At 73.1% G+C, this 21,774-nt stretch carries 18 protein-coding genes and 2 pseudogenes (1 of these 20 only partly in view); 10 read left to right on the top strand and 10 right to left on the bottom strand.

Features of this window, described 5'->3' with window-relative positions:
• Positions 1-79: 79 nt before the first annotated feature.
• The 5 genes and pseudogenes from FrCorBMG51_RS12875 (at position 80) to FrCorBMG51_RS12895 (ending at position 5,319) form a co-directional block, all read left to right on the top strand.
• On the top strand, positions 80-1,264 hold the full coding sequence (locus tag FrCorBMG51_RS12875; protein ID WP_476742157.1) for a thioesterase domain-containing protein: 1,185 nt from the start codon (positions 80-82) through the stop codon (positions 1,262-1,264).
• Positions 1,265-1,506: 242 nt separating this feature from the next.
• Positions 1,507-2,298: an SDR family NAD(P)-dependent oxidoreductase gene (locus tag FrCorBMG51_RS12880; RefSeq protein WP_047223331.1), complete on the top strand. Its 792-nt coding sequence runs from the start codon at positions 1,507-1,509 to the stop codon at positions 2,296-2,298.
• Between the two features lie 256 nt (positions 2,299-2,554).
• A complete protein-coding gene (locus tag FrCorBMG51_RS12885) occupies positions 2,555-3,022 on the top strand; it encodes an ester cyclase (RefSeq protein ID WP_052914633.1) in 468 nt (155 codons plus the stop codon).
• Positions 3,019-3,495: an AtzH-like domain-containing protein gene (locus tag FrCorBMG51_RS12890; RefSeq protein ID WP_047223332.1), complete on the top strand. Its 477-nt coding sequence runs from the start codon at positions 3,019-3,021 to the stop codon at positions 3,493-3,495. Before FrCorBMG51_RS12885 ends, FrCorBMG51_RS12890 begins: the two co-directional genes overlap by 4 nt.
• Before the next feature lie 307 nt (positions 3,496-3,802).
• Positions 3,803-5,319 (top strand): annotated as a pseudogene (locus FrCorBMG51_RS12895) (acyl-CoA carboxylase subunit beta).
• Between the two features lie 261 nt (positions 5,320-5,580).
• On the opposite strand, the gene FrCorBMG51_RS12900 reads toward FrCorBMG51_RS12895, so the two are convergent.
• A complete protein-coding gene (locus FrCorBMG51_RS12900; RefSeq protein WP_076843091.1) occupies positions 5,581-6,042 on the bottom strand; it encodes a hypothetical protein in 462 nt (153 codons plus the stop codon).
• Between the two features lie 464 nt (positions 6,043-6,506).
• Between FrCorBMG51_RS12900 and FrCorBMG51_RS12905 the strand changes: the two genes are divergently transcribed.
• The 5 genes and pseudogenes from FrCorBMG51_RS12905 to FrCorBMG51_RS34735 all read left to right on the top strand — a co-directional run bounded on the left by FrCorBMG51_RS12905 (position 6,507) and on the right by FrCorBMG51_RS34735 (position 10,826).
• Positions 6,507-7,226 (top strand): TetR/AcrR family transcriptional regulator, encoded by a 720-nt coding sequence (locus FrCorBMG51_RS12905; protein ID WP_047223333.1) that lies wholly within the window; start codon positions 6,507-6,509, stop codon positions 7,224-7,226.
• A gap of 229 nt (positions 7,227-7,455) precedes the next feature.
• Positions 7,456-9,033 (top strand): MFS transporter, encoded by a 1,578-nt coding sequence (locus FrCorBMG51_RS12910; RefSeq protein ID WP_157180490.1) that lies wholly within the window; start codon positions 7,456-7,458, stop codon positions 9,031-9,033.
• 169 nt (positions 9,034-9,202) lie between these two features.
• On the top strand, positions 9,203-9,736 hold the full coding sequence (locus FrCorBMG51_RS34725) for a hypothetical protein (RefSeq protein WP_338052742.1): 534 nt from the start codon (positions 9,203-9,205) through the stop codon (positions 9,734-9,736).
• Positions 9,709-10,382: pseudogene (locus FrCorBMG51_RS34730) on the top strand (malate synthase A); the annotation flags it as partial. The gene FrCorBMG51_RS34725 and the pseudogene FrCorBMG51_RS34730, both read left to right, overlap by 28 nt.
• On the top strand, positions 10,368-10,826 hold the full coding sequence (locus FrCorBMG51_RS34735; protein WP_338052745.1) for a hypothetical protein: 459 nt from the start codon (positions 10,368-10,370) through the stop codon (positions 10,824-10,826). The pseudogene FrCorBMG51_RS34730 and the gene FrCorBMG51_RS34735, both read left to right, overlap by 15 nt.
• Before the next feature lie 2,325 nt (positions 10,827-13,151).
• Here the strand turns inward: FrCorBMG51_RS34735 and FrCorBMG51_RS12925 are convergent.
• The 9 genes from FrCorBMG51_RS12925 to FrCorBMG51_RS12960 all read right to left on the bottom strand — a co-directional run.
• A complete protein-coding gene (locus FrCorBMG51_RS12925; protein ID WP_047223335.1) occupies positions 13,152-14,120 on the bottom strand; it encodes a hypothetical protein in 969 nt (322 codons plus the stop codon).
• Positions 14,113-14,427 (bottom strand): hypothetical protein, encoded by a 315-nt coding sequence (locus tag FrCorBMG51_RS12930; protein ID WP_047223336.1) that lies wholly within the window; start codon positions 14,425-14,427, stop codon positions 14,113-14,115. The genes FrCorBMG51_RS12925 and FrCorBMG51_RS12930 overlap by 8 nt, the downstream gene beginning before the upstream one ends.
• 154 nt (positions 14,428-14,581) lie before the next feature.
• Entirely contained in the window at positions 14,582-15,355 is a 774-nt protein-coding gene (locus FrCorBMG51_RS12935) for a hypothetical protein (RefSeq protein ID WP_047223337.1), read from the bottom strand.
• Positions 15,348-16,550: an AAA family ATPase gene (locus tag FrCorBMG51_RS12940; protein WP_047223338.1), complete on the bottom strand. Its 1,203-nt coding sequence runs from the start codon at positions 16,548-16,550 to the stop codon at positions 15,348-15,350. The genes FrCorBMG51_RS12935 and FrCorBMG51_RS12940 overlap by 8 nt, the downstream gene beginning before the upstream one ends.
• Positions 16,547-18,796: an ATP-binding protein gene (locus FrCorBMG51_RS12945; protein ID WP_047223339.1), complete on the bottom strand. Its 2,250-nt coding sequence runs from the start codon at positions 18,794-18,796 to the stop codon at positions 16,547-16,549. The genes FrCorBMG51_RS12940 and FrCorBMG51_RS12945 overlap by 4 nt, the downstream gene beginning before the upstream one ends.
• Entirely contained in the window at positions 18,793-19,956 is a 1,164-nt protein-coding gene (locus FrCorBMG51_RS12950) for a hypothetical protein (protein WP_047223340.1), read from the bottom strand. Before FrCorBMG51_RS12950 ends, FrCorBMG51_RS12945 begins: the two co-directional genes overlap by 4 nt.
• Before the next feature lie 264 nt (positions 19,957-20,220).
• Positions 20,221-21,255: an NADP-dependent oxidoreductase gene (locus FrCorBMG51_RS12955; RefSeq protein WP_175648331.1), complete on the bottom strand. Its 1,035-nt coding sequence runs from the start codon at positions 21,253-21,255 to the stop codon at positions 20,221-20,223.
• 154 nt (positions 21,256-21,409) lie between these two features.
• Positions 21,410-21,676: an adenine nucleotide alpha hydrolase family protein gene (locus tag FrCorBMG51_RS31190; protein WP_052914635.1), complete on the bottom strand. Its 267-nt coding sequence runs from the start codon at positions 21,674-21,676 to the stop codon at positions 21,410-21,412.
• A 2-nt stretch (positions 21,677-21,678) separates the two neighbouring features.
• Positions 21,679-21,774, bottom strand: partial view of an adenine nucleotide alpha hydrolase family protein gene (locus FrCorBMG51_RS12960; protein WP_052914636.1) — the 3' end only. Its footprint extends 843 nt past the window's final position; the window shows 96 of its 939 coding nt (coding positions 844-939); its start codon lies off the right edge, out of view; it ends in the stop codon at positions 21,679-21,681.

A 21,774-nucleotide genomic window follows, 5' to 3' on the forward strand; every position in this document is an offset into this window, starting at 1 on the left:
GGCGGGTGGCCGGTCGGCGCTGCGCGAGCGGCTCACCGGCCTGTCCGGGGCCGAACGTGACGCGGTCATACTCGAGCTTGTGCGTAGCGAAACCGCGAATGCTCTCGGCTACGCCGACGCCGACCCGGTCTCCGCCGCCGGCGCCTTCGTCGAGCTGGGGCTGGACTCGCTCACCGCGGTCGAGCTGCGCAACCGGCTGGAGGCGCACACCGGCCTGCGGCTGCCGGCAACGCTCACCTTCGACCATCCGTCCCCGGCCGACGTCGCCGAGCTCATCGCCGGCCGGCTCGACTCCGCCGGGCCCGATTCCGCCGGGCGGGGGACGCCGTCGGCGCCGGCGGCGGGCGCGGGCAGCGGCGGGCCGTCAGCCGACGCCGTCGCCGCTGTCGGCGGGGGCATCGGCGGGCTGTACCGGCGGCTGTTCGACGCCGGGCAGATGAACGCCGCCGCGCAGCTGCTGGTCGTGGCGTCCAGCCTGCGTTCGACGTTCGACGAGGCGGACCGCCACGAGCACACCCCGCCCCCGCTGACCCTGGTGACCGGGCCGTCCCGGCCGAACATCGTCTGCTTCCCGGCGCTGTCGGCGCTGTCCGGCCCGCACGAGTACTCCCGGTTCGGCAGCCTGTTCCGCGACGAGCGGGACGTCCATGTGGTGCCGGCCCCGGGGCTGCCCACAGGCGACCTGCTCCCGGGCTCGGCCGCCACGCTGATCCAGATGCACGTGGACGCGGTCAGGCAGGTCGTCGGGGACGAGCCGTTCGTGGTCCTCGGCCGTTCGATGGGCGGCTGCGTGGCGAACTCGGTCGTCGCCGGCCTGGAGGCGGAGGGGATCTTCCCGGCCGGGCTGATCCTGGTCGACTCCTACCCGATCGACACCCCCTCCCGGCCGGGGATGGAATGGTGGAACGCCGCCATGATCACCGCGCTGGTGGAGCGGTTCGACCGCTTCGACCTGTCGACGCTGGACTCCCGGCTGTCCACCATGGGCACCTACAACCGGATCTTCGGGGACTGGCAGCCGTCCGAGGTCCGTGCCCGCACCCTGCTCATCCGTGCGGAACAGCCGCTGGCCGGCACCCCCGCCNNNNCGCTGGCCGGCACCCCCGCCGAGACGGCGGGCCGGCCGGACTGGCGGGCGTACTGGACACTCCCGCACGAGATCATCGACGTCCCCGGTGACCACTTCACCATCCTTGAGGAGGACACCGGGACGACCGCCGCCGCGGTGGCCAAGTGGCTGGCGTCGCTTGCCCAGGCGACCTGACCGGCCCATGAGCGCGGATCCAGCCCGCGCACCGGGGCCCGGCCCGCGCGTCCCACACCGCGCGTCAGCCGGGCACCGGACGGGCATCAGCCAGGCAGCGCGCGGGCACCGGCCGGGCATCGGGATCGGCCTCGCGGCGGACACCCCGGACGACCCACCCGGCGGACCAGAAGCAGCGTGATCATTTTTCGCGCCGCCGACGGCCCCGGGTCACCAGTAGATAACCAGCAGAGGGGACAAGCATGACACTTCCGGCAGTCGTCGTGACCGGCGCCGCCGCCGGGATCGGCCGGGCGACCGTGGAGCTGTTCGCCGAACGAGGCTACGGTGTCGTCGCCGTGGACCCCGACACGGCCGGCCTCGCCGAGCTCGAGGGCATCAAGAACGTCGTGACGCTCGAGGGCGACGTCTCCACCGAGAAGGCGAACGTCGAGGCGGTGCGGCTGGCCCTCGAGCACTTCGACCGCCTCGACGCCGCTGTCCTCAACGCCGGCATCGGCGGCGCGCNNNTCGGCGGCGCGCCGCCGATCGAGGCCCCCGGGGCGATCGAACAGCTCGACCGGGTCCACGCGGTCAACGTGCGCGGCGCGGCGCTCGGCATCCGGGCCGCCGCTCCGGCGCTGCGGGCCGCCGGCGGCGGTGCCATCGTCGTGACGGCCTCCGGCGCCGGGCTGCGCGGCGACCCCTACACCTGGGCGTACAACGCCACCAAGGCGGCGGCGATCAACCTGGTGCGGTCGGCCGCGCTCGACTACGGCTACCAGGGCATCCGGATCAACGCGATCGCACCGGGCATCACCCTCACCCCGCGCACGGCGCCGGTGAAGCACGATCCCCGGCTGTTCGCGAACATCAACCGGCGGATCCCGCTGCGCCGGTGGGGCGACCCGCGCGAGCAGGCCCAGGTGATCTGGTTTCTCGCGACCCCCGAGTCCTCCTACATCACCGGCGCGGTGATCCCCAGCGACGGCGGCCTCAGCGCGAGCAACGGCTTCCTGCTGCCGCCGACGTACGACGGTGAGCCGATGCAGTGACACCCGGTGCGGGGACACCCGGTGCGCCCGCGGCCGGTGCCGGGACACGCGTCCCTGGTGGCTTCACCCCCGGCGGATCCGCCGGGGGTTCCCGCCCACCGCTGCCCGGTGGATTCACGCCCGGCGGATTCACGTCCGCCGCGTTCGTGCCGGCCGCACGGGCGTCCGTCGCGGTCCCGATATGTACGATATTCGCAGCCTTTACGATGTTCACGGCATTTACGGCCTTCACGGCATTTATGAGAGGGAACGATTTATGACCACCACCGACCAGCACGCCGGGACGGCGACGGCCGTCGCGGCGGACAGCCCGGACAGGCTCCAGGCGAACAAGACGATCGCCCGGCGCCTGTACGAGGAGATCGTCAACGAGGGCCGGCTGGAGCTGCTCGACGACTTCCTCGCCGAGGACGCCAGCCGGAGCACCGGCAGCGGCACGTTCGGCCGCGACAGCTTCGCCAGCCACGTCATCGACCTGCGGAAGAACGTCACCGACCTGAAGACCACCGTCACCGACATCGTGGCCGAGGGTGACCGGGTCGTGGTCTTCTGGCGCATCCAGGGCGTCCACTCCGGCGAGGTCTGGGGTGTGCCCGGCACCGGGAACACCATCGACGGCACCAGCATCAGCCTGGTCACGTTCCGTGATGGCAAGGTCGTCGACTACGTCGTCACCCCGGACCGGCTCACCATCCTCCAGCAACTCGGCGCGATCCCGGCATGAGCCGCAAACTGTCGGCCGCCGACGTCGCCGAGATCCACCAGACCATCGCGCTGATCGCGCACGTGTACGACAGCCGCGAGCTCGACGCCCTGCCCCTGCTCTTCACCGACGACGTCGAGATCGAGCTCGGCTACGGCGATGGCGTCCACCTGCACGGGATCGACGCCGTCCGGGAGCTGTTCGACCAGCGGCAGCCGGACGGGGCGGACCACCAGACGGTGAACACGCTGATCCTGACCGACCCGGACGGGACCGTGCGGACCCACAGCCGCTACATCGCGCTCCGGTCGGACGGGACGACCACCAACGGCGACTACCTGAGCGTCGTCGTACACACCGAGCGGGGCTGGCGGATCGCATACTTCCGCAGCGTGCTGCGCTACCCCCTCGAGCCCGAGGCCGGCCCCCGGCCGACGGCGGTCACGGACGAGTGGCGGCCGACCGCCGACCGTCTCCCGGTGATCGTCGACTGATCCTCGCGGATCCCGTCCAGCACGCTCCGCGCGGCCGGGCCCGGCCCCGGCGGCGAGCCGCCCGGTCCGGCCCGTGCCGGGAGCGGGCACCCGAGCCCCGCGGGGCGTGCTGGTCATGTTCGTCGTTCGTCGTCGTACGTCGTCGTACGTCGTGCTTCGTCGCGTTCACCGTTCGTTGCTGTCCACCATCAATCGGCTGTCCGCCAATCACTGGCTGCCCGCCGTTGGTCGTTAGTCGTTGTTCGTCATTCATCGTTGTTCGTCGAACCCGTCGGATGCGCCGGGGTTCGCCAGGAGGAGGCTGGAGATGACAGGGTTGACGGCTCGTCCCGAGGACGCCGTTGCCAGGATCGCTCTTCCCAGGCCCGCCGCCGACGACATCCAGGCCGATCGGCGAGCCCCCGCGGCACGCCTGTCCCACCTGCTGGACACCGGCTCCGTGACCGCCCTGCACCCCGACGACGACACCGGCGTGCTCGCCGTGCGCGGCCGGATCGACGGCGCCCCCGTCGTCGCCTACTGCACCGACGCGACGGTGATGGGCGGCGCCCTCGGCCTCGGCGGCGCCCGGCACATCGTCGACGCCATCGACACGGCGGTGCGCGACGGCCAGCCGGNCAGCCGGTGATCGGGCTGTGGCACTCGGGCGGCGCCCGGCTCGCGGACGGGGTCGAGTCCCTCGACGGCGCCGGCCGGATGTTCGCGGCCATGACCCGGGCCTCGGGCCGGGTGCCGCAGATATCGGTGGTGCTCGGCCCGGCGGCCGGCGCCGCCGCCTACGGCCCCGCGCTGACCGACATCGTGATCATGTCGACGTCCGGCCGGATCTTCGTGACCGGGCCCGACGTCGTACGCAGCGTGACCGGCGAACAGATCGACATGGCGGGTCTCGGCGGCGTCGACGCGCACGGCCGCCGCTCCGGGGTCGTCCACGTCACCGTCGACACCGAGGACGACGCGTTCACCCGGGCCCGCCGGATCACCGGGCTGCTCACCAGGCCCGGCCGTTTCGACCCGGACACGGTGGACGACAGCCGGGACCTGCGCGAGCTGCTGCCCGCGACGGCGCGGCGCGCCTACGACGTCCGCCCGCTGCTGCTGGAGATCCTCGACAGCGCCGGGCCGTGGAACGCCTTCGAGGAGCTGCAGCCCCGGTGGGCGCCCAACATCGTCATCGGTCTCGGCCGTCTCGGCGGGCACACGGTCGGGGTCATCGCCAACAACCCGATCCGCAAGGGCGGCTGCCTGGACTCGCTGAGCGCGGAGAAGGCAGCCCGGTTCGTGCGCATGTGCGACGCGTTCGGCGTGCCGCTGCTGGTCGTCGTCGACGTGCCCGGCTACCTGCCCGGCGTCGGGCAGGAGTGGGACGGTGTGGTCCGCCGGGGCGCGAAGCTGCTGCACGCCTTCGCCGAGGCGGTGGTGCCCCGCGTCACCCTGATCACGCGGAAGTCCTACGGCGGGGCGTACATCGCCATGAACTCCCGCTCGCTGGGCGCCACCGCCGTCTACGCCTGGCCGCAGGCCGAGGTCGCCGTCATGGGGGCGGAGGCCGCCGTCGGGATCCTGCACCGCAGGAAGCTGGCCGCCGCCGCGGACGACGAGCGGCGCGAGGAGCTGCGCGTCCAGCTCGTCGCCGAGCACCAGCGGGTCGCCGGGGGCGTCGACCGCGCCCTGTCCATCGGCGTCGTCGACGAGGTCATCGACCCGGCCCGCACCCGCCGCACCCTCGTGCGGACCTTCGCCTCCGCGGACGAACGTCCCGCCGTGGACGAACGCCCCGCCGCGGTCGGGCGCCGCGGCGGCCACAACAACATCCCGCTGTAGCCCGCGCCAGCCTGCCTGAGAAGAGGCGTGACACCCTTCACCCGCTCCCGGGGAATCCTCTGTGCCGCTGGCAGGAATCCCCGCCGGAAGCCCCCGGCAGGAGTGTTCCCGGCGAGCGGACCGCCGGGAACACTCCTCGGGGCGAAAACCCGGAATCACCAGCCCGGGTCCAACTGGTCCGGGCTCAGTCCGGGAAAATCAGCCGAAGAAGTCCGGACGCCGGTTTTGTCACTGGTCTCAGTACCGGCCCCACCACTGGTTTTACGACTCTTGCTGCGGATCCTCCGACCCGCCGAACGGTTGTCGTGGCCCACCAAGCGGTTCGGAGGGCTGGCTGAAATCCCCTGCCTCACCACCCTGCTCCGCCTCGGCGCCCGGCTGCCCGCCTGCCTCCGCCGTGGCCGGCCGGGCGCCCTCGCCCTCGGCGCCCGGCCGCGTCCCCTCACCCCCGCTCTCGGCCTGCCCGGCCTGCTCCCCGGGCTGCTCAGGCCCAGCCTGCCCGGCTGACACCGTGGCGGCGACGAGTTCGCGCAACCGCGTCTCGACGTAGGGCTCGGTGTGGTGTGACCTGTCGGCGATCCGCCGTACGAGATCGTTGACGCTGGCGGCGGCGTCCAGATCCGCGGTGCTGACCTGGACGAACTGATCGAGAATCTGATGGCGAATCCGGTCCCAGTCCTCCCGCAGCCGCTGCTCCAGCTCCTGCGCCTGCTGCTGCTCCATACGATCGCCTCCAGCTCGAGCCAGCTATTTGTAGGAATAAAACTACTTCGCTACCGTGCAGCGTCAACTCGAGACAACAGACGCATCAGCGCACTGTTCCCGGCGCGCCAAACTGCCTATTCCGCCGGAACACCCCGGTCAGGTCGATATCCGCCGCGACGGATTTTCGGGAACAACTCAGTCGTTTTTCAGAACAAAAGGGCCAGCCTGTCATCGGCGACACGCCGGCAACACCCACCACCGGCCGTCCGATCCTCGCCACAAGGCCTTCCTGATTTTATGGGATGTTCCCGTTTTTACCGGCTCGCGCCCGGCGGCCGGGCGCACGGCCGCCGCGACAGCGGCCCCCGGACCGGCTCCCGCCNCAGCGACAGCGACAGCGACAGCGACAGCGACAGCGACAGCGACAGCGACAGCGACAGCGTGAGTTGACAAGGTTAAGTTGACGCTGGCAACCTTCGTCCATGGTGTCAGCCGGGCGGACGAGGGCGCGCCGGGGTGAGGGCGGCCGACTGGCCGAGGAGATCCTGTTCGCGGCCGAGGCCCTGCTGGTCGAAACCGGGGACGAACAGGCCGTCACCGTGCGTGCGGTCGCCCGCCGGGTCGGTGTGACGACGCCATCGGTCTACCTGCACTATGCCGACAAGGCCGCGCTCCTCGACGCCGTCTGCCTGAAGGTCTGGGGTGACCTGGACGAGCGGCTGACCGCCGCCACCGTCGGCGTGACGGACCCGTTGGACGCCCTGCGCCGGTGCGGCATGGCGTACGTCCGGTTCGGGCTCGACCATCCCGTCCAGTACCGGCTGCTGATGATGGGCCGACCCCTCACCCATGGTGAGAGGTGTGCGGCCGCGGCGACGACGGCCGCCCGAGCGGCACTCAGGCAGATGAGCCGGGCCGTCCAGGACTGCGTGGACGCCGGGGTGTTCCGCGGGGAGACGCGCCCGCTCGCGCTGAGCCTGTGGGCCGCCATCCACGGCTGCGTGTCGCTGCTGCTGAGCAAACCCGAGCTGGACTGGCCGCCGGTCGAGGACTTCGTCGACCACACCGTGCGAATGGCCGGGCTCGGCACCGCGCTGATCAGCCGTGTCGCTGTTCCCGGCGGCAGCTACGGCAGCGCGGCCATCACCACCGAACTCGACAGGACCGTCGACCGCCTCCACCACCGGCAGGAGCAACAGTGAGCAACCCAGCGGTACCGACCACTACCGACGAGGCAGCGGCCGAGCCACCAACCGGGTCGCAGGCCGAGGCAGCGGCCGGATCGCCAACCGGATCGCCAGCCGAGGCAGCGGCCGGGCCGCCAACCGGATCGCAGGCCGAGACAGCGGCCGGATCGCCGGCCGAACCGGCGGCCGAGCCATCGGTGACGTCACCCGCCGAGCCACCCAGTCCGCCCGGCGGGTCGTCAGNGTGACGTTACCGTCCGAGCCAGCCGCCGAGCCAGCCCCCAAGCCGCCGGCCGCGCCACGGAGCGGGCCGGCGGCCGGGCCAGCGACCACGCCGTCAGCGGCCCCCGGCGGGAAAGCGGCACCGGGCGGGAAAGCGGCGCCGGCGCCCACCGACGAGCGGCGGGCGCCGAGGAGCGGGCGCGCCCGCGCGGTTCTCGCCATCTCCTCGATCGGGGTGTTCGTCGTCTTCCTGGACGCGACGATCGTCAACGTCGCGTTCGAGTCGATCACCAGGAGCTTCCACACCACGACCGCGGGCCTGGCCTGGGTCCTCAACGCCTACGCGCTGGTCCTCACCGCGCTGCTCGTCCTCGCCGGGCGGCTGGCCGACCAGTTCGGCCGCAAACGGCTGTTCCAGATCGGGCTGATCGGGTTCGCGGTCACCTCCGCCGCCTGCGGGCTGGCGTCCGGCACCGCTGTGCTCATCGCCGCCCGGGCGCTGCAGGCGGTGTTCGCCGCGATCCTGGTGCCGTCGTCGCTGGCTCTGCTGCTCCCCGAATTCCCGCCCCACAAGCGCTCGGCCGCGATCGGGATCTGGGGCGCGATGGGTGGGCTCGCCGCGGCCAGCGGACCGGTCCTGGGCTCGGTGCTCGTCCAGTATCTGTCCTGGCGCTGGGTGTTCCTGGTCAACCTGCCGATCTGTCTGCTGGCCGCGCTGGTCGGCGCGCGGGTGCTGCGGGAAAGCCGGGACACCGGCGCCACCGGCATCCCCGACCCGTTCGGCATCCTTTTCGTGACGCTGGCGCTCAGCGCTGTCGCGTTCGGCATCATCGAGGGGCCGGACTGGGGCTGGGACGACCCCCGCGTCATCGGCGCGTTCCTCGTCGCCGCGGTCGGTCTGCCGCTGTTCGTCGTCCGGACCCGGCATGCCGCCCGGCCAGCCGTCGACCTCAGCCTGTTCCGGGTCCGCGCCTACAGCGTGGCGAACGCCGGGATGCTGACGTTCGCCACCGCCTTCTTCGCCGTCACTCTGGCGAACATCATCTTCCTGCAGACGGTGTGGCACTGGTCGGTGCTGCGCAGCGCCCTCGCGGTGACCCCGAGCCCGCTGCTCGCCGGTGTCGCCGCCCCGCTGGCCGGCGCGCTGGCCGACCGTTTCGGGCACCGCGCGGTCCTCGTCCCCGGCGCGCTGTCCTTCACCGCGGCGATGCTGCTGTTCGCCACCCAGATCGATGCCACCCCGCACTACGTCACCGACTGGCTGCCGGCGGCCCTGCTCACCGGTGCCGGCATCGGGCTGACCCTCCCCACGCTCGGCAGCGCGGCCGCCGCGTCGCTGCCACCGGCCCGGTTCGGGATCGGCAGCGCCATCAACTCCTCGTTCCGGCAGCTCGGCGCCGTGCTCGGGGTGTCGGTGTTCGTCGCCGTCCTCGGCACGCCGTCCCCCGCCTCCGCGCTCGACGCCTTCCAGCGCGTCTGGTACGTGATGGCAGGCGTCGCGGCCCTCTCAGCCCTGCTCTGCGCCGCCGTCCGCACCCGCTCCCACCGCCCACAGGCGGCGCGCCAGTCACAGTCAGCACAGCAGCCACAGCCGGCGTAGCCGAACGGATCACGATAGATTCGTGACCGCTTCAGCCCTGCCCCCGTGTCCACCGCTACCTCGGGAGCGTCGGGAACGGGGAGCACCGACGGTCTGACGAGAACTTCACCGAAGCGTTCCACCGCGCGAAATCTTCTTCTGTCGTCCGAGATTCCTGGAATTCCTGGAGATGCGTGTGGCCGAGCCTGGCGTCCCATTCCCCGACGTTCCCGCCGGCGTGGAGATCACTGGCCCTGTCGGGGAACGCTTCGAGGAGATCCTGACCCTCCCGGCGCTGGCGCTGGTCGCCGATCTGGAGCGCCGCTTCGGCCCACGGCGGGGTGAGCTGCTGGCCCGGCGCGGCGAGGTGCAGGCCCATCTGTCCGCCGGCGCGAACCTGGACTTCCTCCCCCACACCAGGGACGTCCGCGAGGGTGACTGGCAGGTCGCCCCGCCCCCGCCGGGCCTTCTCGACCGCCGGGTCGAGATCACCGGGCCGACCGACCGCAAGATGACGATCAACGTGCTGAACTCGGGCGCGAAGGTCTGGCTGGCCGACTTCGAGGACGCCAACACCCCCTGTGGGAGAACATGGTCACCGGCCAGCTCAACCCGCGGGACGCCCTGGACCGCACCATCGACTTCACCAGCGGGGACGGCCGGCGCTACGCCCTCGCCGACACCCTGGCCACGATCGTGGCCAGGCCCCGGGGCTGGCACCTGACCGAAAAGCACCTGCTCGTCGACGGCCGGCCCGTCTCCGCCGGCCTGTTCGACTTCGGGCTGTACTTCTCCACTGCGCGCAACGGCAGCTCGACGCGGGCAGGGGCCCGTACTTCTACCTCCCGAAGCTGGAAAGCCATCTTGAGGCGCGGCTGTGGAACGACGTCTTCGTCCACACCGAGGACGCCCTCGGTTTTCCCCGGGGCACAATCCGCGCCACCGTGCTCATCGAGACGATCCCGGCGGCATTCGAAATGGAGGAGATCCTCTACGAGCTGCGTGAACATTCCGCCGGGCTGAACGCGGGCCGCTGGGACTACCTGTTCAGCATCATCAAGAAGTTCCGCGACCGGGGTGAGCGGTTCACCCTGCCCGACCGCAACGCGGTGACGATGACCGCCCCCGTCATGCGCGCCTATACCGACCTGCTGGTGCGCACCTGCCACCGGCGCGGCGCCCACGCGGTCGGCGGCATGGCCGCCTTCATCCCCAGCCGCCGGGACGCCGAGGTCAACGCCACCGCCCTGGCCAGGGTGCGCGCGGACAAGACCCGCGAGGCCGAGGCCGGCTGCGACGGATCCTGGGTCGCCCACCCCGACCTGGTGGCGCCGTGCCGGGAGGTCTTCGACGGCGTGCTCGGCGAGCGCCCCAACCAGCTCACCCGCATCCGCGAGGACGTTCGGGTCAGCGCCGCGGACCTCCTCGACGTCGTCTCCGCGCCCGGCGAGCGGACACTGGCGGGCCTGCGCAACAACGTCAGCGTCGCCCTCCAGTACCTGCGCGCCTGGCTGCGGGGCACCGGCGCCGTCGCGATCTTCAACCTGATGGAAGACGCGGCCACCGCCGAGATCGCCCGCTCCCAGGTGTGGCAGTGGCTGCGCGGCGGCGTCGTCCTCGACGGCGGCACACCGGTGACCCGCGAGCTGGTCGAACGCCTCGTCGAGGAGGAACTGGCCGTGATCCGGCAGTCCCCCGGCGACGGCTACGACGCGGCCGGCTTCGAGCAGGCCCGCGCGCTGTTCGTCGAGCTCGCCCTCGCCGACGACTTCACCGACTTCCTGACCCTCGCCGCCTACGACCGGCTGCCGTAAGAGATGCCGTAGGTGGAAACCGCTACTGACACAACGTTTTTTCACCTACGGGCGCGAAGTCCGTAGGTGAAAAACGTTGCCGCCACGACACTTTCCACCTACATCTGGGGCGGAAACCCCGCGACCAGTCCGGTGGCTTTCGCGGGCGGTCGGTCGCGGGGAACCCCACGGGCGCGGGAAGCCTACGGGCGTGGGAAGCCTGTGGACCTACGGACCTACGGAGAGGCGCGGGTTCCGGTGCGGCGGGCGGCGCGTTCGTAGAGGTGGGCGGCGCGCAGCGGGTCGCCGTTGCGTTCGTGGAGCTCCGCGGCTCGGACCCAGTCGTCCGCAAATTCTGCCGCAAGGGCATCATCCAGCCAGGTACGCGGCGCTGGAGGCGCCTCTGGGGCGTGGTTGCGCAGCCTCTTCCACAGCCCCCGGGCGCGTTGCCGGCCGTCGGCGGACGGCTGCGGCGCCAGGTCGGACCCCGGCTCCGGTGGCCGGGGGGTGACCTGCGCGTCGACATCCGCCAGCGCCGCCTCGATCTCCGGGGGAAGCTGGAGGTCCAGCTGTGGGCCGGGGCCGGCCCACAGCGTCCACACCGGATGGCGAGTACCCAGGTCGAAGGCGACGGCCCGGTCCGGCAACGCCACCACGGCGATGTCGTCCCCGGCGCCGAACAGGGCCCGGCGGGCGCTCGGGGGCAGCCGCGGGCGCGNTCCGGTAGCCGACCGGCAGGAACAGCGGGCCGGGCCCGAGGCAGTACAGCGGCTCACCGACCGGCAGCCGTTCGAGCAGACCTCCGGGGGCCAGCAGCAGATGCCGGTCCCGGCCTCGGACGACGAACGCGGTCTCGGCGAGCGGATGCCCTTCCAGCAGCAGCGGGACGGCCGCGAGGTCGTCGTCGTCGAGCAGCGCCGCGTCGGTGTCGGCCTCGCCGGTACGGCCCGGGACGATCGCGACCGGCCGCCCCGCCAGCCGCGGCGATGCGCCGGCCGCTGCCAGGGAGGTGCCGTCCACCGCCGATGTGGTCGGGTCCGGCGTCTCCAGCGGGTAGTCGTCGGCGAGCCGGACGAGCGTGGCCGCGTCCGTGGGCGCACCGAGGCCGACCAGCCGCCAGCAGCCGAAGGAGGCGTCGGCCAGCACCCACGTACCGGCGTCCACCAGATCGGCGAGCAACGGATCGGGCAGGGCGGACGCCATGGCGTGCTGGACCAGCAGAGTGCCTCCGGTGACCCGGCAGGCCAGCACGAACGGGTCGTGATCGAGCGCCGTCAGCAACGACGCGAGCAGCGGCTCCCCCCGCGCCGATGCCGAAGTCGAACTCGCAGTCGATGCTGGGAAAGGCGCCCCGGTGCTCTGCCCGTATGCCCAGGAGACCCTGGGATCCGTCACAGAAAGTCGTAGTTCGATGATGATTCGCCCGCCGCCGGACGCCCCGGCGACGGGCTCTCCCGTCCCTCGCCCGCCGACGGCGGACCATGACGGCTCGACGGCGGCGCCGGGCCCCGCGCCCGTGGCAGTGCCGGACGGCGTGGTGTCGTCGAACAGCGGGACGAGCCGGACAGGCCGGTACCGCACGTCCAGCCCCAGCTCCAGGGCGCGTTGGACGACCCCACCGGCCTGCGAGCCCGGTACCAGTACCACCGCCTCGGCGGACGGGCCAGCCGCCACCGGATGGAGCCCGGCCGTCCGCACAACCTCGACGACGCTCACCGGACGAAGCCCGGACACCAGCACCGACCCACGATCGTCGCCCGCCGTGGCCGGCGTTGCCGCTGGTGGCGCGCCTGGCGACCGGGCCGGTGACACAGGCGGTGACGCGGCCGGTGACGCGGTCGGCGGGGCGTCCCAGCCGCGGTCGGGCAGGAAGCGTTCGCCGGCACGGACGTACAGCCGGCCGCGTGCGGTCGACACCAGCTCCCGGCCCAGGTCGAGGGCCACGTCAGCGGCGACCCACCAGTCCCCGGCCGGCCCGGATCCGCCAGCCCCGGCCGCGGCCGGAGCGGATCCGCCAGCCCCGGCCGGGCCGGCTGCTCTGGTCAGGGCAGATCCACCGGCGCCGGGCGGGCCGGCTGTCCCGGTCGGAGCGGGCGTCCCGGTCGGGGCCGCTCCGTCGGCCCGGAGGAACTGGATGCTCTCGCCATGCCCGGTTGCCACGAGTGAACCAGCGAACACAAGCGCCGCGGAGGCGGAGCCGAACCTGCCGGCAAGGAACACCGCCGGCCCCGGGCCAGCCGGCCCGGGCAAGCCGGCCACCGCTGCCGGCGGGATCTCCCGCCCGGCGAAAGGACGCGGACGCCGCCCCTGGCCGGACGCCGGACTGCCAGGTCCCAGAGCCATCGACTACCTCGCGGACGGGCTGGTCGCGGACCATGCGGCGACCGACCCCGCGACGACGGACGGCCTACCAGGAGCAGATGACCCGACAGGAGCGGACGGCCCGCCGGGAGAGAACGGCCCGGCAGCGGAGGGTCCGGAGCTGGTCACCCCGGCCTCGGTCGGCGCGGCGAGGGCCGGCGTGGTGGTGACGGGCGGCAGGACAAGCTCGGTGTGCAGGACCCGCAGCGACCATTCGGCCCACCGTTGCTCCGCGCCGGTACGCCGTCCCCGCACAGCCGCGGCAAAGACGAGCGCGACCTGGTCGTAGCGGTGCGCGGCCTCGGCCAGCGCGACCGCCCACCGTTCGATCCGCAGGTCGGCCGCGGCCACGGGCCAGGTGGGCTCGCCGGCCAGCGGCTCGGCCAGGATCGCCTGGACGTCGGCGAGCACGGGCAGGATGCGCCGGGCGGGCAGCCCTTCGGCGATGTCGCAACGGGCCAGCACCAGCCGTCGCGACATGACGTTGAGCACCGGCGGAACCGCCGGTCCCCCCATCGTCCCGGCAACGCCGGGCACCGGTCCGACGGCGGAACCGGACATCGGCTCGACGGCACCGGCCACCGATCCAAGGGAACCAGCCACCATGCCGGCCGAACCAGCCGGCACGTTCGACGGCGTGACAGCCGGATCGGCCGTGAGCCCGACCGACGGCTCGAACGAATCATGATCAGGGTTGGGGCCAGGAGCGGCTGGCAGGGACGCGCGGGCGGCGGCCGGGTCGTCCAGGTTGTGGACGAGCAGCCACGCGGCGACGTGGAGGAGACCGGCCGCGGTGTAGTCGGCGACCGCGTCCCGGTACCGGCCGATCCGGATGGCCAGCTCCGCCGCCCGCTGGAAGGAGCCGGCGTCCCGGTAGCAGCGCGCGGCCTCGACGATCTGCCCCGCCCGCAGGTAGCAGCTCGCGGCCCGCTCGAGCAGCACACGGTCAGTCATGGAGCCGTTGCCCTCGTTCGGCCCGTCCGGTCGACGGCTCCCGCTCGCCGGGCCGCTGCCCGGCCTGCCGCTCCTGGACCAGCGGTACCGGCCGCGGGGCCTCCTGCCCGACGGGGGCCTCCTGCTCGATGAGGGCCTCCTGCTCGATGAGAGCGTTGTTCTCGACGATGCGGGCGACGTCGGCGGTGATCCGGTCGTGGCGGGCGTCGTGGTCGGCCACGGGCACACCTTCGCCGGTGTCCTCGACGCGGAACACCTCGACCTCACCGCTGTCGGCGCGGTAACGGAACTTCACCCGGACCCGCATGCCCCACCCCCGAATCCCGTAATCCGTGTCCCGAAATCATTTTTCGTCGGTCGTGGTCTGTCGTGGCCGTGCTTCATAGTCCGGAGCCCAGAACCTGAAATCGAGAATCGAAGGCTGCGATCCGTGGCCTGGCGGCCGGAATCCGGCCGGGCCATCAGATCCGCAGCTCGAACTCGATGTCGAGGACACCGTCGTTCTCCGACCAGGTGATGCCCTCGGCGTGCCGGGCCCGGGCGTAGGCCAGGATCGCGTCCCGGTAGGCCCCGGCCAGCGCCTGGTGGAAGATGTTGCGCCCCTGAATACCGACGGTGACCAGCCGTTTCGCTGCCTCCCGGCGCAGCGCCTCGGCGCGGGCGGCGGCGGCCTCGGCCAGGGCGGCGTCCGCGCGGGCCGCGGCGGCGGCCTTCACGGCGGTGCCCTCGGCACTGTCGGCCTGCTGCCGGGCGGCGGCGAGCAGCGCCTCGACCTGGGCGTCGACGGCCCGCTCGGCGTTGCGCGCGGCCTCCCGGCGGGCGTACCGCTGCGTCCGGCCGCCGTAGTTGTCGTCGTAGTAGATGCCCTCGCCCTCGGCCTCGACGGTTTCGGCGAGCTGCCCGCGGACGACCGCGCTGGCCTCGCCGGAGGCCGTCACCTCGGCGACGGCCTCCGCGACGATCTCCAGTTCGCGGGTGGCGGGGTGGTAGCTCAGCCAGCCACCGTCGAGGGCGTGCCGGAACGACTCGCCGTCACGTTCCCACCCGGCGGTGCGGGCGAGGACTCCGGTCAGCGCGGCCAGGGTGGGCGCGCCGATGCCGGCGGTCAGCGGCTCGCGGATCCGGGCGTCGCCGGTGGCCTGCCCGCGCCGGGTCACCTGGCGGCGGACCTCCTGCTCCCAGGCGTCGCTGAGGTCACGGGTGGCGCGGACGCGGACCCGGCGCGGGTTACACATCGACCAGTTCCTCCTCGGCGAACCGTTCCCGGTAGATGGCGATCGTCTCCCGCTGGTGGCGTTGGACGTCGGCGAGCAGGTCGCGGGCGTCGGGATGGTCGCGGCGCAGCTCCAGGACGAGCCGCTGGCCGCGTCGCAGCAGCTCCCGGAACTCCTCGGCGCCGGCCACCCGCGCACGCTGGCCGGCCAGCTCGGCGAGGTCGATCCGCAGCTCGCCGAAGCTGCGCACGGTACGGCCGGGCCGGTCGACGGGCACGCCGGCGTCGGCGACGATCCGGCGTATCGTCTGCTCGTCCCGTGGGTTGGTCCACAGGTGGACGAGCGGGGCGAGGTCGGCGAGTTCGGCGGCGGCGCGGCCGGCGAGCAGCGCGCGGGCCGCGAACGTCTTCTGCGCCTTCACCGCCCGCCGGTCGGAGAAGACGACGCCTTCGGCGCGCAGGGAGCGCACGATCCGGGCGAACGGCCCGCGCACGGCGGTCAGGTCGATGTCGGCGACGGCGCGCTGGAGCCGGCCGAGATCGGCGAGGCCGAACCCGACCCGGGTGCGCCCGGCCGGGCCGCCTGCCCCGGCCGCCGCCGGATTGATCAGTTCCTGTTCGCCGCGCCAGCCGAGGGTGAGGACGTCCTCGATGTCGTCGTCGGGGACGTAGTCGAGCCGGCAGCGCAGCAGGAACCGGTCGCTGAACGCGGCCAGCACCGGATCGTCCGGAATGTCGTTGGACGCGCCGAGCAGCGTAATCAGACTGGTGTCGACCATGCGGGTGCCGTTGTGGAAGGTCCGTTCGTTGATGAGGGTGAGCAGGGTGTTGAGGATCGCCGAGCTGCCCTGGAACACCTCGTCGAGCAGGGCTATGTCGGCCTCGGGCAGCATGCCGGCGGTGTTCACCTGGTAGACGCCCTCGGTCTGCAGCCGCCGGATGTCGATCGGCCCGAACAGCTCGGCCGGTTCGGTGAACCGGGTCAGCAGATAGCTGAAGCAGCAGGCGTCGAGCGTGCGGCGGAAGCGTTCCAGCAGGCTGCTCTTGGCGGTTCCCGGCGGCCCGACGAGCAGGACGTGCTCGCGGCACAGGACGGCCAGAGCGAGCAGGTCGACCGCTTCGTCCCGGTCCACGAAGTCCTGCCGGACGTCGCGGAGCCGGGTGGCGAACGTGCGCGCCAGCACCCTGGTCGGCTGGTCCAGCGCTGGTGTGGTCATGGCGCGGTGCTCTCTCCCCGGCCGGGCCTGGTACCGGTGGCACGGGACGTCCCGGCCCGGGAGTTCCCGTCCGTGTCCGTGGTGAATTCTTCCCCATCGGTGACGATCGGGAGCGTATCCGTGATGTCACGACGTATGGCGTCCTCGGTGCGCCGGTCCGACGGCGGGCTCTTCGCCAGCTCCCGCTGCTGTCGGGCTGCCCGCAACGCCCCGATCAGCTCGCCGAGCCGGCGGGCGTCAGCAGGCCGCCGCGGGTCGCCGACCAGCTCGTCGGCGCGGCCGTCGCGGAACACCGAGCGGATCTCGTCGCCGTTGAACCCCTCGGTCGCCCGCGCGATGGCGTCCACCAGCGCGGGGCCGACCGGGATGCCGAAATGCTCGGCGTGCACCCGGACGATCTCCCGGCGGGCGTCCTCGTCCGGCAGGCCGATCCTGATCGGGCGGAATCGGCTCGGCCGCAGCAGCGCGTCGTCGATCAGGTCGATCCGGTTGGTCGTACCGATGATCAGAACCGGCACCTCGGGGCGGAAGCCGTCCAGCTCGGTGAGCAGCTGGGCGACGATCGCGTTGCCCGCCCGGCTGCCGCCGTCGCCCCGGCCGGTGCGGCTGGCCGCGATCGAGTCGAACTCGTCGAAGACCACCACGGCCGGGGCGTTGCGCCGCGCCTCGGCGAAAAGATCGCGGATCTTGCGTTCGCTCTCCCCGACGTACATGTCGGTGACCTCCGGCCCACTGACCACGAGGATCGTCGCGGCCAGCCGGGCGGCCACCGCCTTGGCGAACAGCGTCTTGCCGGTGCCCGGCGGGCCGTGGAAGATGAACCCCCGCGGCACCAGGTCGTGGCGGAGATGGGCGGGCAGGTCGACGGCGCCGCCGATGATGGTCAGCGCCCGCGCCAGCTCGGCCTTGACCTCCGCGTAGCCGCCGATCGCCGAGAACGGCACGTTCGGCACCTCGAACGAGCTGGACGTACGGGCCTTGAACACCCGCAGCTCGTGACGCAGGTCGGCGAAGGTGGGCCGCCGGTCGCCCTCGCGGAGCGCCGGGCGGTGCTGGTGGTAGGCGAACCGCAGGGCGTTGCGCAGCCGGACGGCGTTCATCCCGGCCACGTACTTGTACAGGTCGGCCGCGTCGAAGCCGTCGAAGAGCCCGGCCTCCTCGCGGGTGACCAGCGCCCGCCCCACCGGCACCCGCGCGCCGGAGCCGGTCGTCACCTCCCGGGGCAGGATCTCGATCGACAGCCGGACCGCGAACCGGTTGGCCAGCACCTCGGGGATCACCAGGGACGGGTCGGTGAACGCCAGCAGCACGCACGCGCTGCGCTCGTAGAGGACGTCGGCGAGCTCCCGGGCCTCGCTCGTCAGCGCCGCGTCGCTGCCGCCGGCGAGCAGGTCCAGATGCGGGACGACCACCACGTCACCGGGCTTGGCGTCGGCGACCGCGGCCTGCAACGCGGCCAGCAGCTCGGCGCGGCGCCCGCCACCGAGCGGGGTCGCCTCCCCCGGCCCGGACGGCGTCCCCGGCACCGCGGTCGCGGCGCCGCCGGCGGGCCANCCGCCGGCGGGCCGCGGCGTCCGCTGGGGCCGTCCGGAGCGGCCGGCGATCTCGTGGGCCAGGTGCTCGACGAGCAGCTTCTCGCAGCGCACCAGGACCGACAGGCCGCTCTCCAGGTACGCGGCGGCCCGGTTGATCTCCGTGTCGTGCGCGATCAGCACGGCTTCCCGCTCGCTCAGCGTCTCCGGATACCCGGACTCCGCGGCCGCGGCCGGGCCGGCCGCGTCGGCGTCCCGCCCGGCTGTGTCACCGCCCTGCCCGGGCAGGGGGGTGTTCCGCCCGGTGCTGCTGACGTGGGTGTCCACGTCCGCGCCAATCCCGCTGCCAATCCCGCTGCCGGGGCCGCTGCCAGCGCCGGCAGCGGGATTGGCAGCCGAGTTGTCCGCGGCGTCGGTGCCGGCCGCCGGCCCGCCGTCGCGCGGGGAGCCGGCCGCGGCGAGGGCCGTCAGGTCCAGGCCGGGCGGGAGGTGGAGCGGGGTCGACGGGTCGGGTTCGGCCAGCTCCAGGACGAGCCGCCGGACCGGTACGTCCAGGTAGGCCGGATCCAGCGGGGTGAGGCTGAACGCCGGCAGGTCGGCCAACAGCTCACCGAGCGTGAGCTCCGGTTCGTCGGTCTCGGCCAACACGTAGCGATCGTGAAACGCCGTCGGGTCGAGGGGGACGAGCCGCAACATGCGTACACCCGCACTCATGCCGCACCTGCCACCGACACGGCGAGCCGATACCGCCGGACGAGGGTCAGCGCGTCGCGGTGGCCGTCCAGGAACATCCGGGAGCGGATCAGCTCCGGGTCGCGCTGGTCCAGCACGGCCAGCGGCGCCCAGAACCGGATGGTGGCAACAGGCAGGTCGTCGGGCGGCCCGGTGCCGGCGAGCGCCCGGGCCGCCGCGCCCAGCCGCCCGTCCCAGTCGGCGCCGTGGCGCAGCCGGGCCAGCAGATAGACGTCGAGCACGACATCGGGATGATCGTTGGACAGCCGGGTCAGCAGCTCCGCGCGCCAGGCGAGCACCGCCGGGTCGGACGACCAGGCGGCCAGCGCCGCGGTCAGCACGGCACGCCCACGCGGCCGGCCGAGCAGGCCGACGGCGGCCGCGGCCTGCGTCGCGGTGGCACCGCGGGCCAACCGGGCCAGCGGCGGCCGGTACAACACCGCGGTCAGGGGAGACGCCCGCAGCAGCGCGTCGGCCAGCTCGGCGTCGATCGTCCGCTCCGCCGCCGGCCCGACCGGCGTGGCCAGCCCGACCGGTGTGGCCGGTGTGGCTGGCCCGGGCACCCCTGCTGGCCCGGGCGGCCCGGGCGGCCCGGATGCCGCGGCCGGCCCGGAGTCCGCCGTCCGCCCGGGTGTTGCTGCCCGCCCGGCTGTTGCTGCCTGTTCGGATATCGCTGCCTGTTCGGATGTTGCCGTCCGTTCGGGCGTTGGCGTGCGGGGTACCGTCCGGCAGGCCAGCAGGGCCGGAGCGACCACGGCGTGCCGGGCGAGCGCGTCGGCCCAGCCACCGGCGGGCAGCCCCACGGCGGGAGACGCCTCGGCGAGGGCCCGCGCCGGCACGGGCTCGGCCCGCCCGCCGACCGCGGCGGCCAGCAGCAGCGCCCCCGGGCCGACCGGCACCGGGTCGGCGAACGGAGGCGATCCCGTCCCGAGCCGGGCGGCCGTGCCGCGGATCAGCTCCCGCAGCGCCGTCACGGTGGCCGCACCGGGACGACCGAGCCCGCCGACGTCCCGCAGCGGGCCGACCGGTGGCGGCCCCGGCCCTCTCGCCGCGTCACCACCCGCCGGCCGGTCGGCGCCAGCGGCTCCAGCGGCCTCGGTGGCCCAGGCGAGCACCCGCCGCACGGTCGTCTCCGCGTTCATCCGGCGGTCCCCCAACAGGGGGTGATCACCATGCTCTCAGCACCGTCCCGGGCACCTCTCACCTCCTGTGCGCGCCACCTCTTGCGAGCGTCACCTCTTGTGCGCGCGCCGTGGCCGTAAGCACGGCGTCAGCATCAACAGCGACGTCTCGAAGAAGATCGGACTCTCCCGTTGTTCCGGGCGGCTGCCCTGGATCCGGCCAGGAACGACGCAGGCTGCGTCCCCCGTCGTGCGGACCACCGCGCGTTCGTCCCGGAGGTCATCTCAGCCGTCCCGGCTCAGGCGGGCGGAGCCGGCGATCTCGAGTACGAGCTTGCCGGTGTTGCCGCCGGAGAAGAGCAGGAGCAGCGTCTCGGGGAAACACCCGATCCCGCCGGTGACGACGTCCTCGCGGGCCCGCAGCGAACCGTCCGCCAGCCAGCTGGCCAGCTCCGCCGTCGCCTCCGGATAGCGGTCGGCGTAGTCGGAGACCAGCATCCCCGTCATGGACGCGCGCTGGATCAGCAGCCACCAGTAGTTCCGCGGTCCGCTGACCCGCGTGGTCGCGTTGTACCGCGAGATGGCGCCGCAGATGACCACCCGCGCGCCGAGGGCCAGGTGGACGAGGACGCCGTCGAGGATGTCACCGCCGACATTGTCGAAATAGATGTCGACGCCGTCGGGGGCGTACTTGTGCAGCGCGTCCTCGACATTCTGCTCCTTGTAGTCGATGGCCGCGTCGAAACCGAGCTCGTCGACCAGCCAGCCGCACTTGCGTGCGCCACCTGCTATACCGATGACACGGCATCCCAGCCGTTTGGCGATCTGGCCGACCACGCTGCCGACGGCACCGGCAGCCGCCGAGACCACCACGGTGTCACCCGGCCGGGGGCGGCCGATGTCGAGCAGCCCGAAGTAGGCGGTCAGGCCCGGCATCCCGAGCGCGCCGAGGTAGGTCGGCAGCGGCGCCCGGCCGGTGTCGACCGTGACGACGCCCCGGCCGTCGGAGACCGCGTACTCCTGAACCCCGAACGGCCCGGTGACATGGTCACCCACGGCGAACCCGGGATTCCTGGAGGCGACGACGCGGCCGGCCGCATAGGCGCGCATGACCTCCCCCAGCGGCACCGGCGGGACATAGGAGCGCGCCTGGTTCATCCAGCCCCGCATGGCCGGGTCGAGGGAGACATAGCTGATCTCGACGAGGAACTCCCCCTCACCCGGGGTGGGAACCACTGTCTCGACCTGCTCCCAGTCGCCGGAGGCGGGCAGGCCCACCGGACGGGCCGCGAGACGGATCTGCCGGTTGACGGCCTTCAAGGTCCACCCTCCACGGGACAACGGCGCTTGGTACGGCGGCTGCCCCTGCCAGGGGAGCCCTTACGGAGGCGGCCCTGGCAGGAACAGCCCTGATACGGCGGATGCCGCGTGCCGGATGCCGGGCGCCGGGCAGCCACCGCCGACGGTAGCGCGGCTACGGCCCGGCGGAGAGCCGCTCGCCGAGGTAGCCGTTGCGTTCCAGGAAGGCCAGCAGCGCGTCGGCCGCGCCGGCGGCGTCCACGGGGCCGACGATGGTGGGCGGTTCGTGCGCGACCAGCACGCCGGTCAGCTCCATCAGGCGCTGCCGTGGGGTGCCTGACGGCGGCGGGACGACCCTGGTCCGCGGCCGGAACGGACGCGCCGAGCGGACCGTGACGGCGGCCGCCAGGTCGTCGCCGGCGACGGTTTCCGCGTCCAGCACGGCTATCTCGGCACGCTCCGCCGCCAGGACCGCCGGCAGGGACGCCCGTCGCGGCCGGACGCCGGCGCCCTCGACCGAGCACACCGCCGGCGGGCGCA

Source organism: Protofrankia coriariae, from assembly GCF_001017755.1.
GTDB classification, from domain to species: Bacteria; Actinomycetota; Actinomycetes; order Frankiales; family Frankiaceae; genus Protofrankia; species Protofrankia coriariae.

Excerpts from the sequence above, each read along its gene's own strand:
- FrCorBMG51_RS12940 (WP_047223338.1), bottom strand. The coding sequence starts at position 16,550 with ATGACCACACCAGCGCTGGACCAGCCGACCAGGGTGCTGGCGCGCACG.
- FrCorBMG51_RS12905 (WP_047223333.1), top strand. The coding sequence starts at position 6,507 with ATGGTGTCAGCCGGGCGGACGAGGGCGCGCCGGGGTGAGGGCGGCCGA.
- FrCorBMG51_RS12950 (WP_047223340.1), bottom strand. The coding sequence starts at position 19,956 with ATGAACGCGGAGACGACCGTGCGGCGGGTGCTCGCCTGGGCCACCGAG.
- FrCorBMG51_RS12935 (WP_047223337.1), bottom strand. The coding sequence starts at position 15,355 with ATGTGTAACCCGCGCCGGGTCCGCGTCCGCGCCACCCGTGACCTCAGC.
- FrCorBMG51_RS12900 (WP_076843091.1), bottom strand. The coding sequence starts at position 6,042 with ATGGAGCAGCAGCAGGCGCAGGAGCTGGAGCAGCGGCTGCGGGAGGAC.
- FrCorBMG51_RS12925 (WP_047223335.1), bottom strand. The coding sequence starts at position 14,120 with ATGACTGACCGTGTGCTGCTCGAGCGGGCCGCGAGCTGCTACCTGCGG.
- FrCorBMG51_RS12930 (WP_047223336.1), bottom strand. The coding sequence starts at position 14,427 with ATGCGGGTCCGGGTGAAGTTCCGTTACCGCGCCGACAGCGGTGAGGTC.
- FrCorBMG51_RS12890 (WP_047223332.1), top strand. The coding sequence starts at position 3,019 with ATGAGCCGCAAACTGTCGGCCGCCGACGTCGCCGAGATCCACCAGACC.
- FrCorBMG51_RS12885 (WP_052914633.1), top strand. The coding sequence starts at position 2,555 with ATGACCACCACCGACCAGCACGCCGGGACGGCGACGGCCGTCGCGGCG.
- FrCorBMG51_RS34725 (WP_338052742.1), top strand. The coding sequence starts at position 9,203 with ATGCGTGTGGCCGAGCCTGGCGTCCCATTCCCCGACGTTCCCGCCGGC.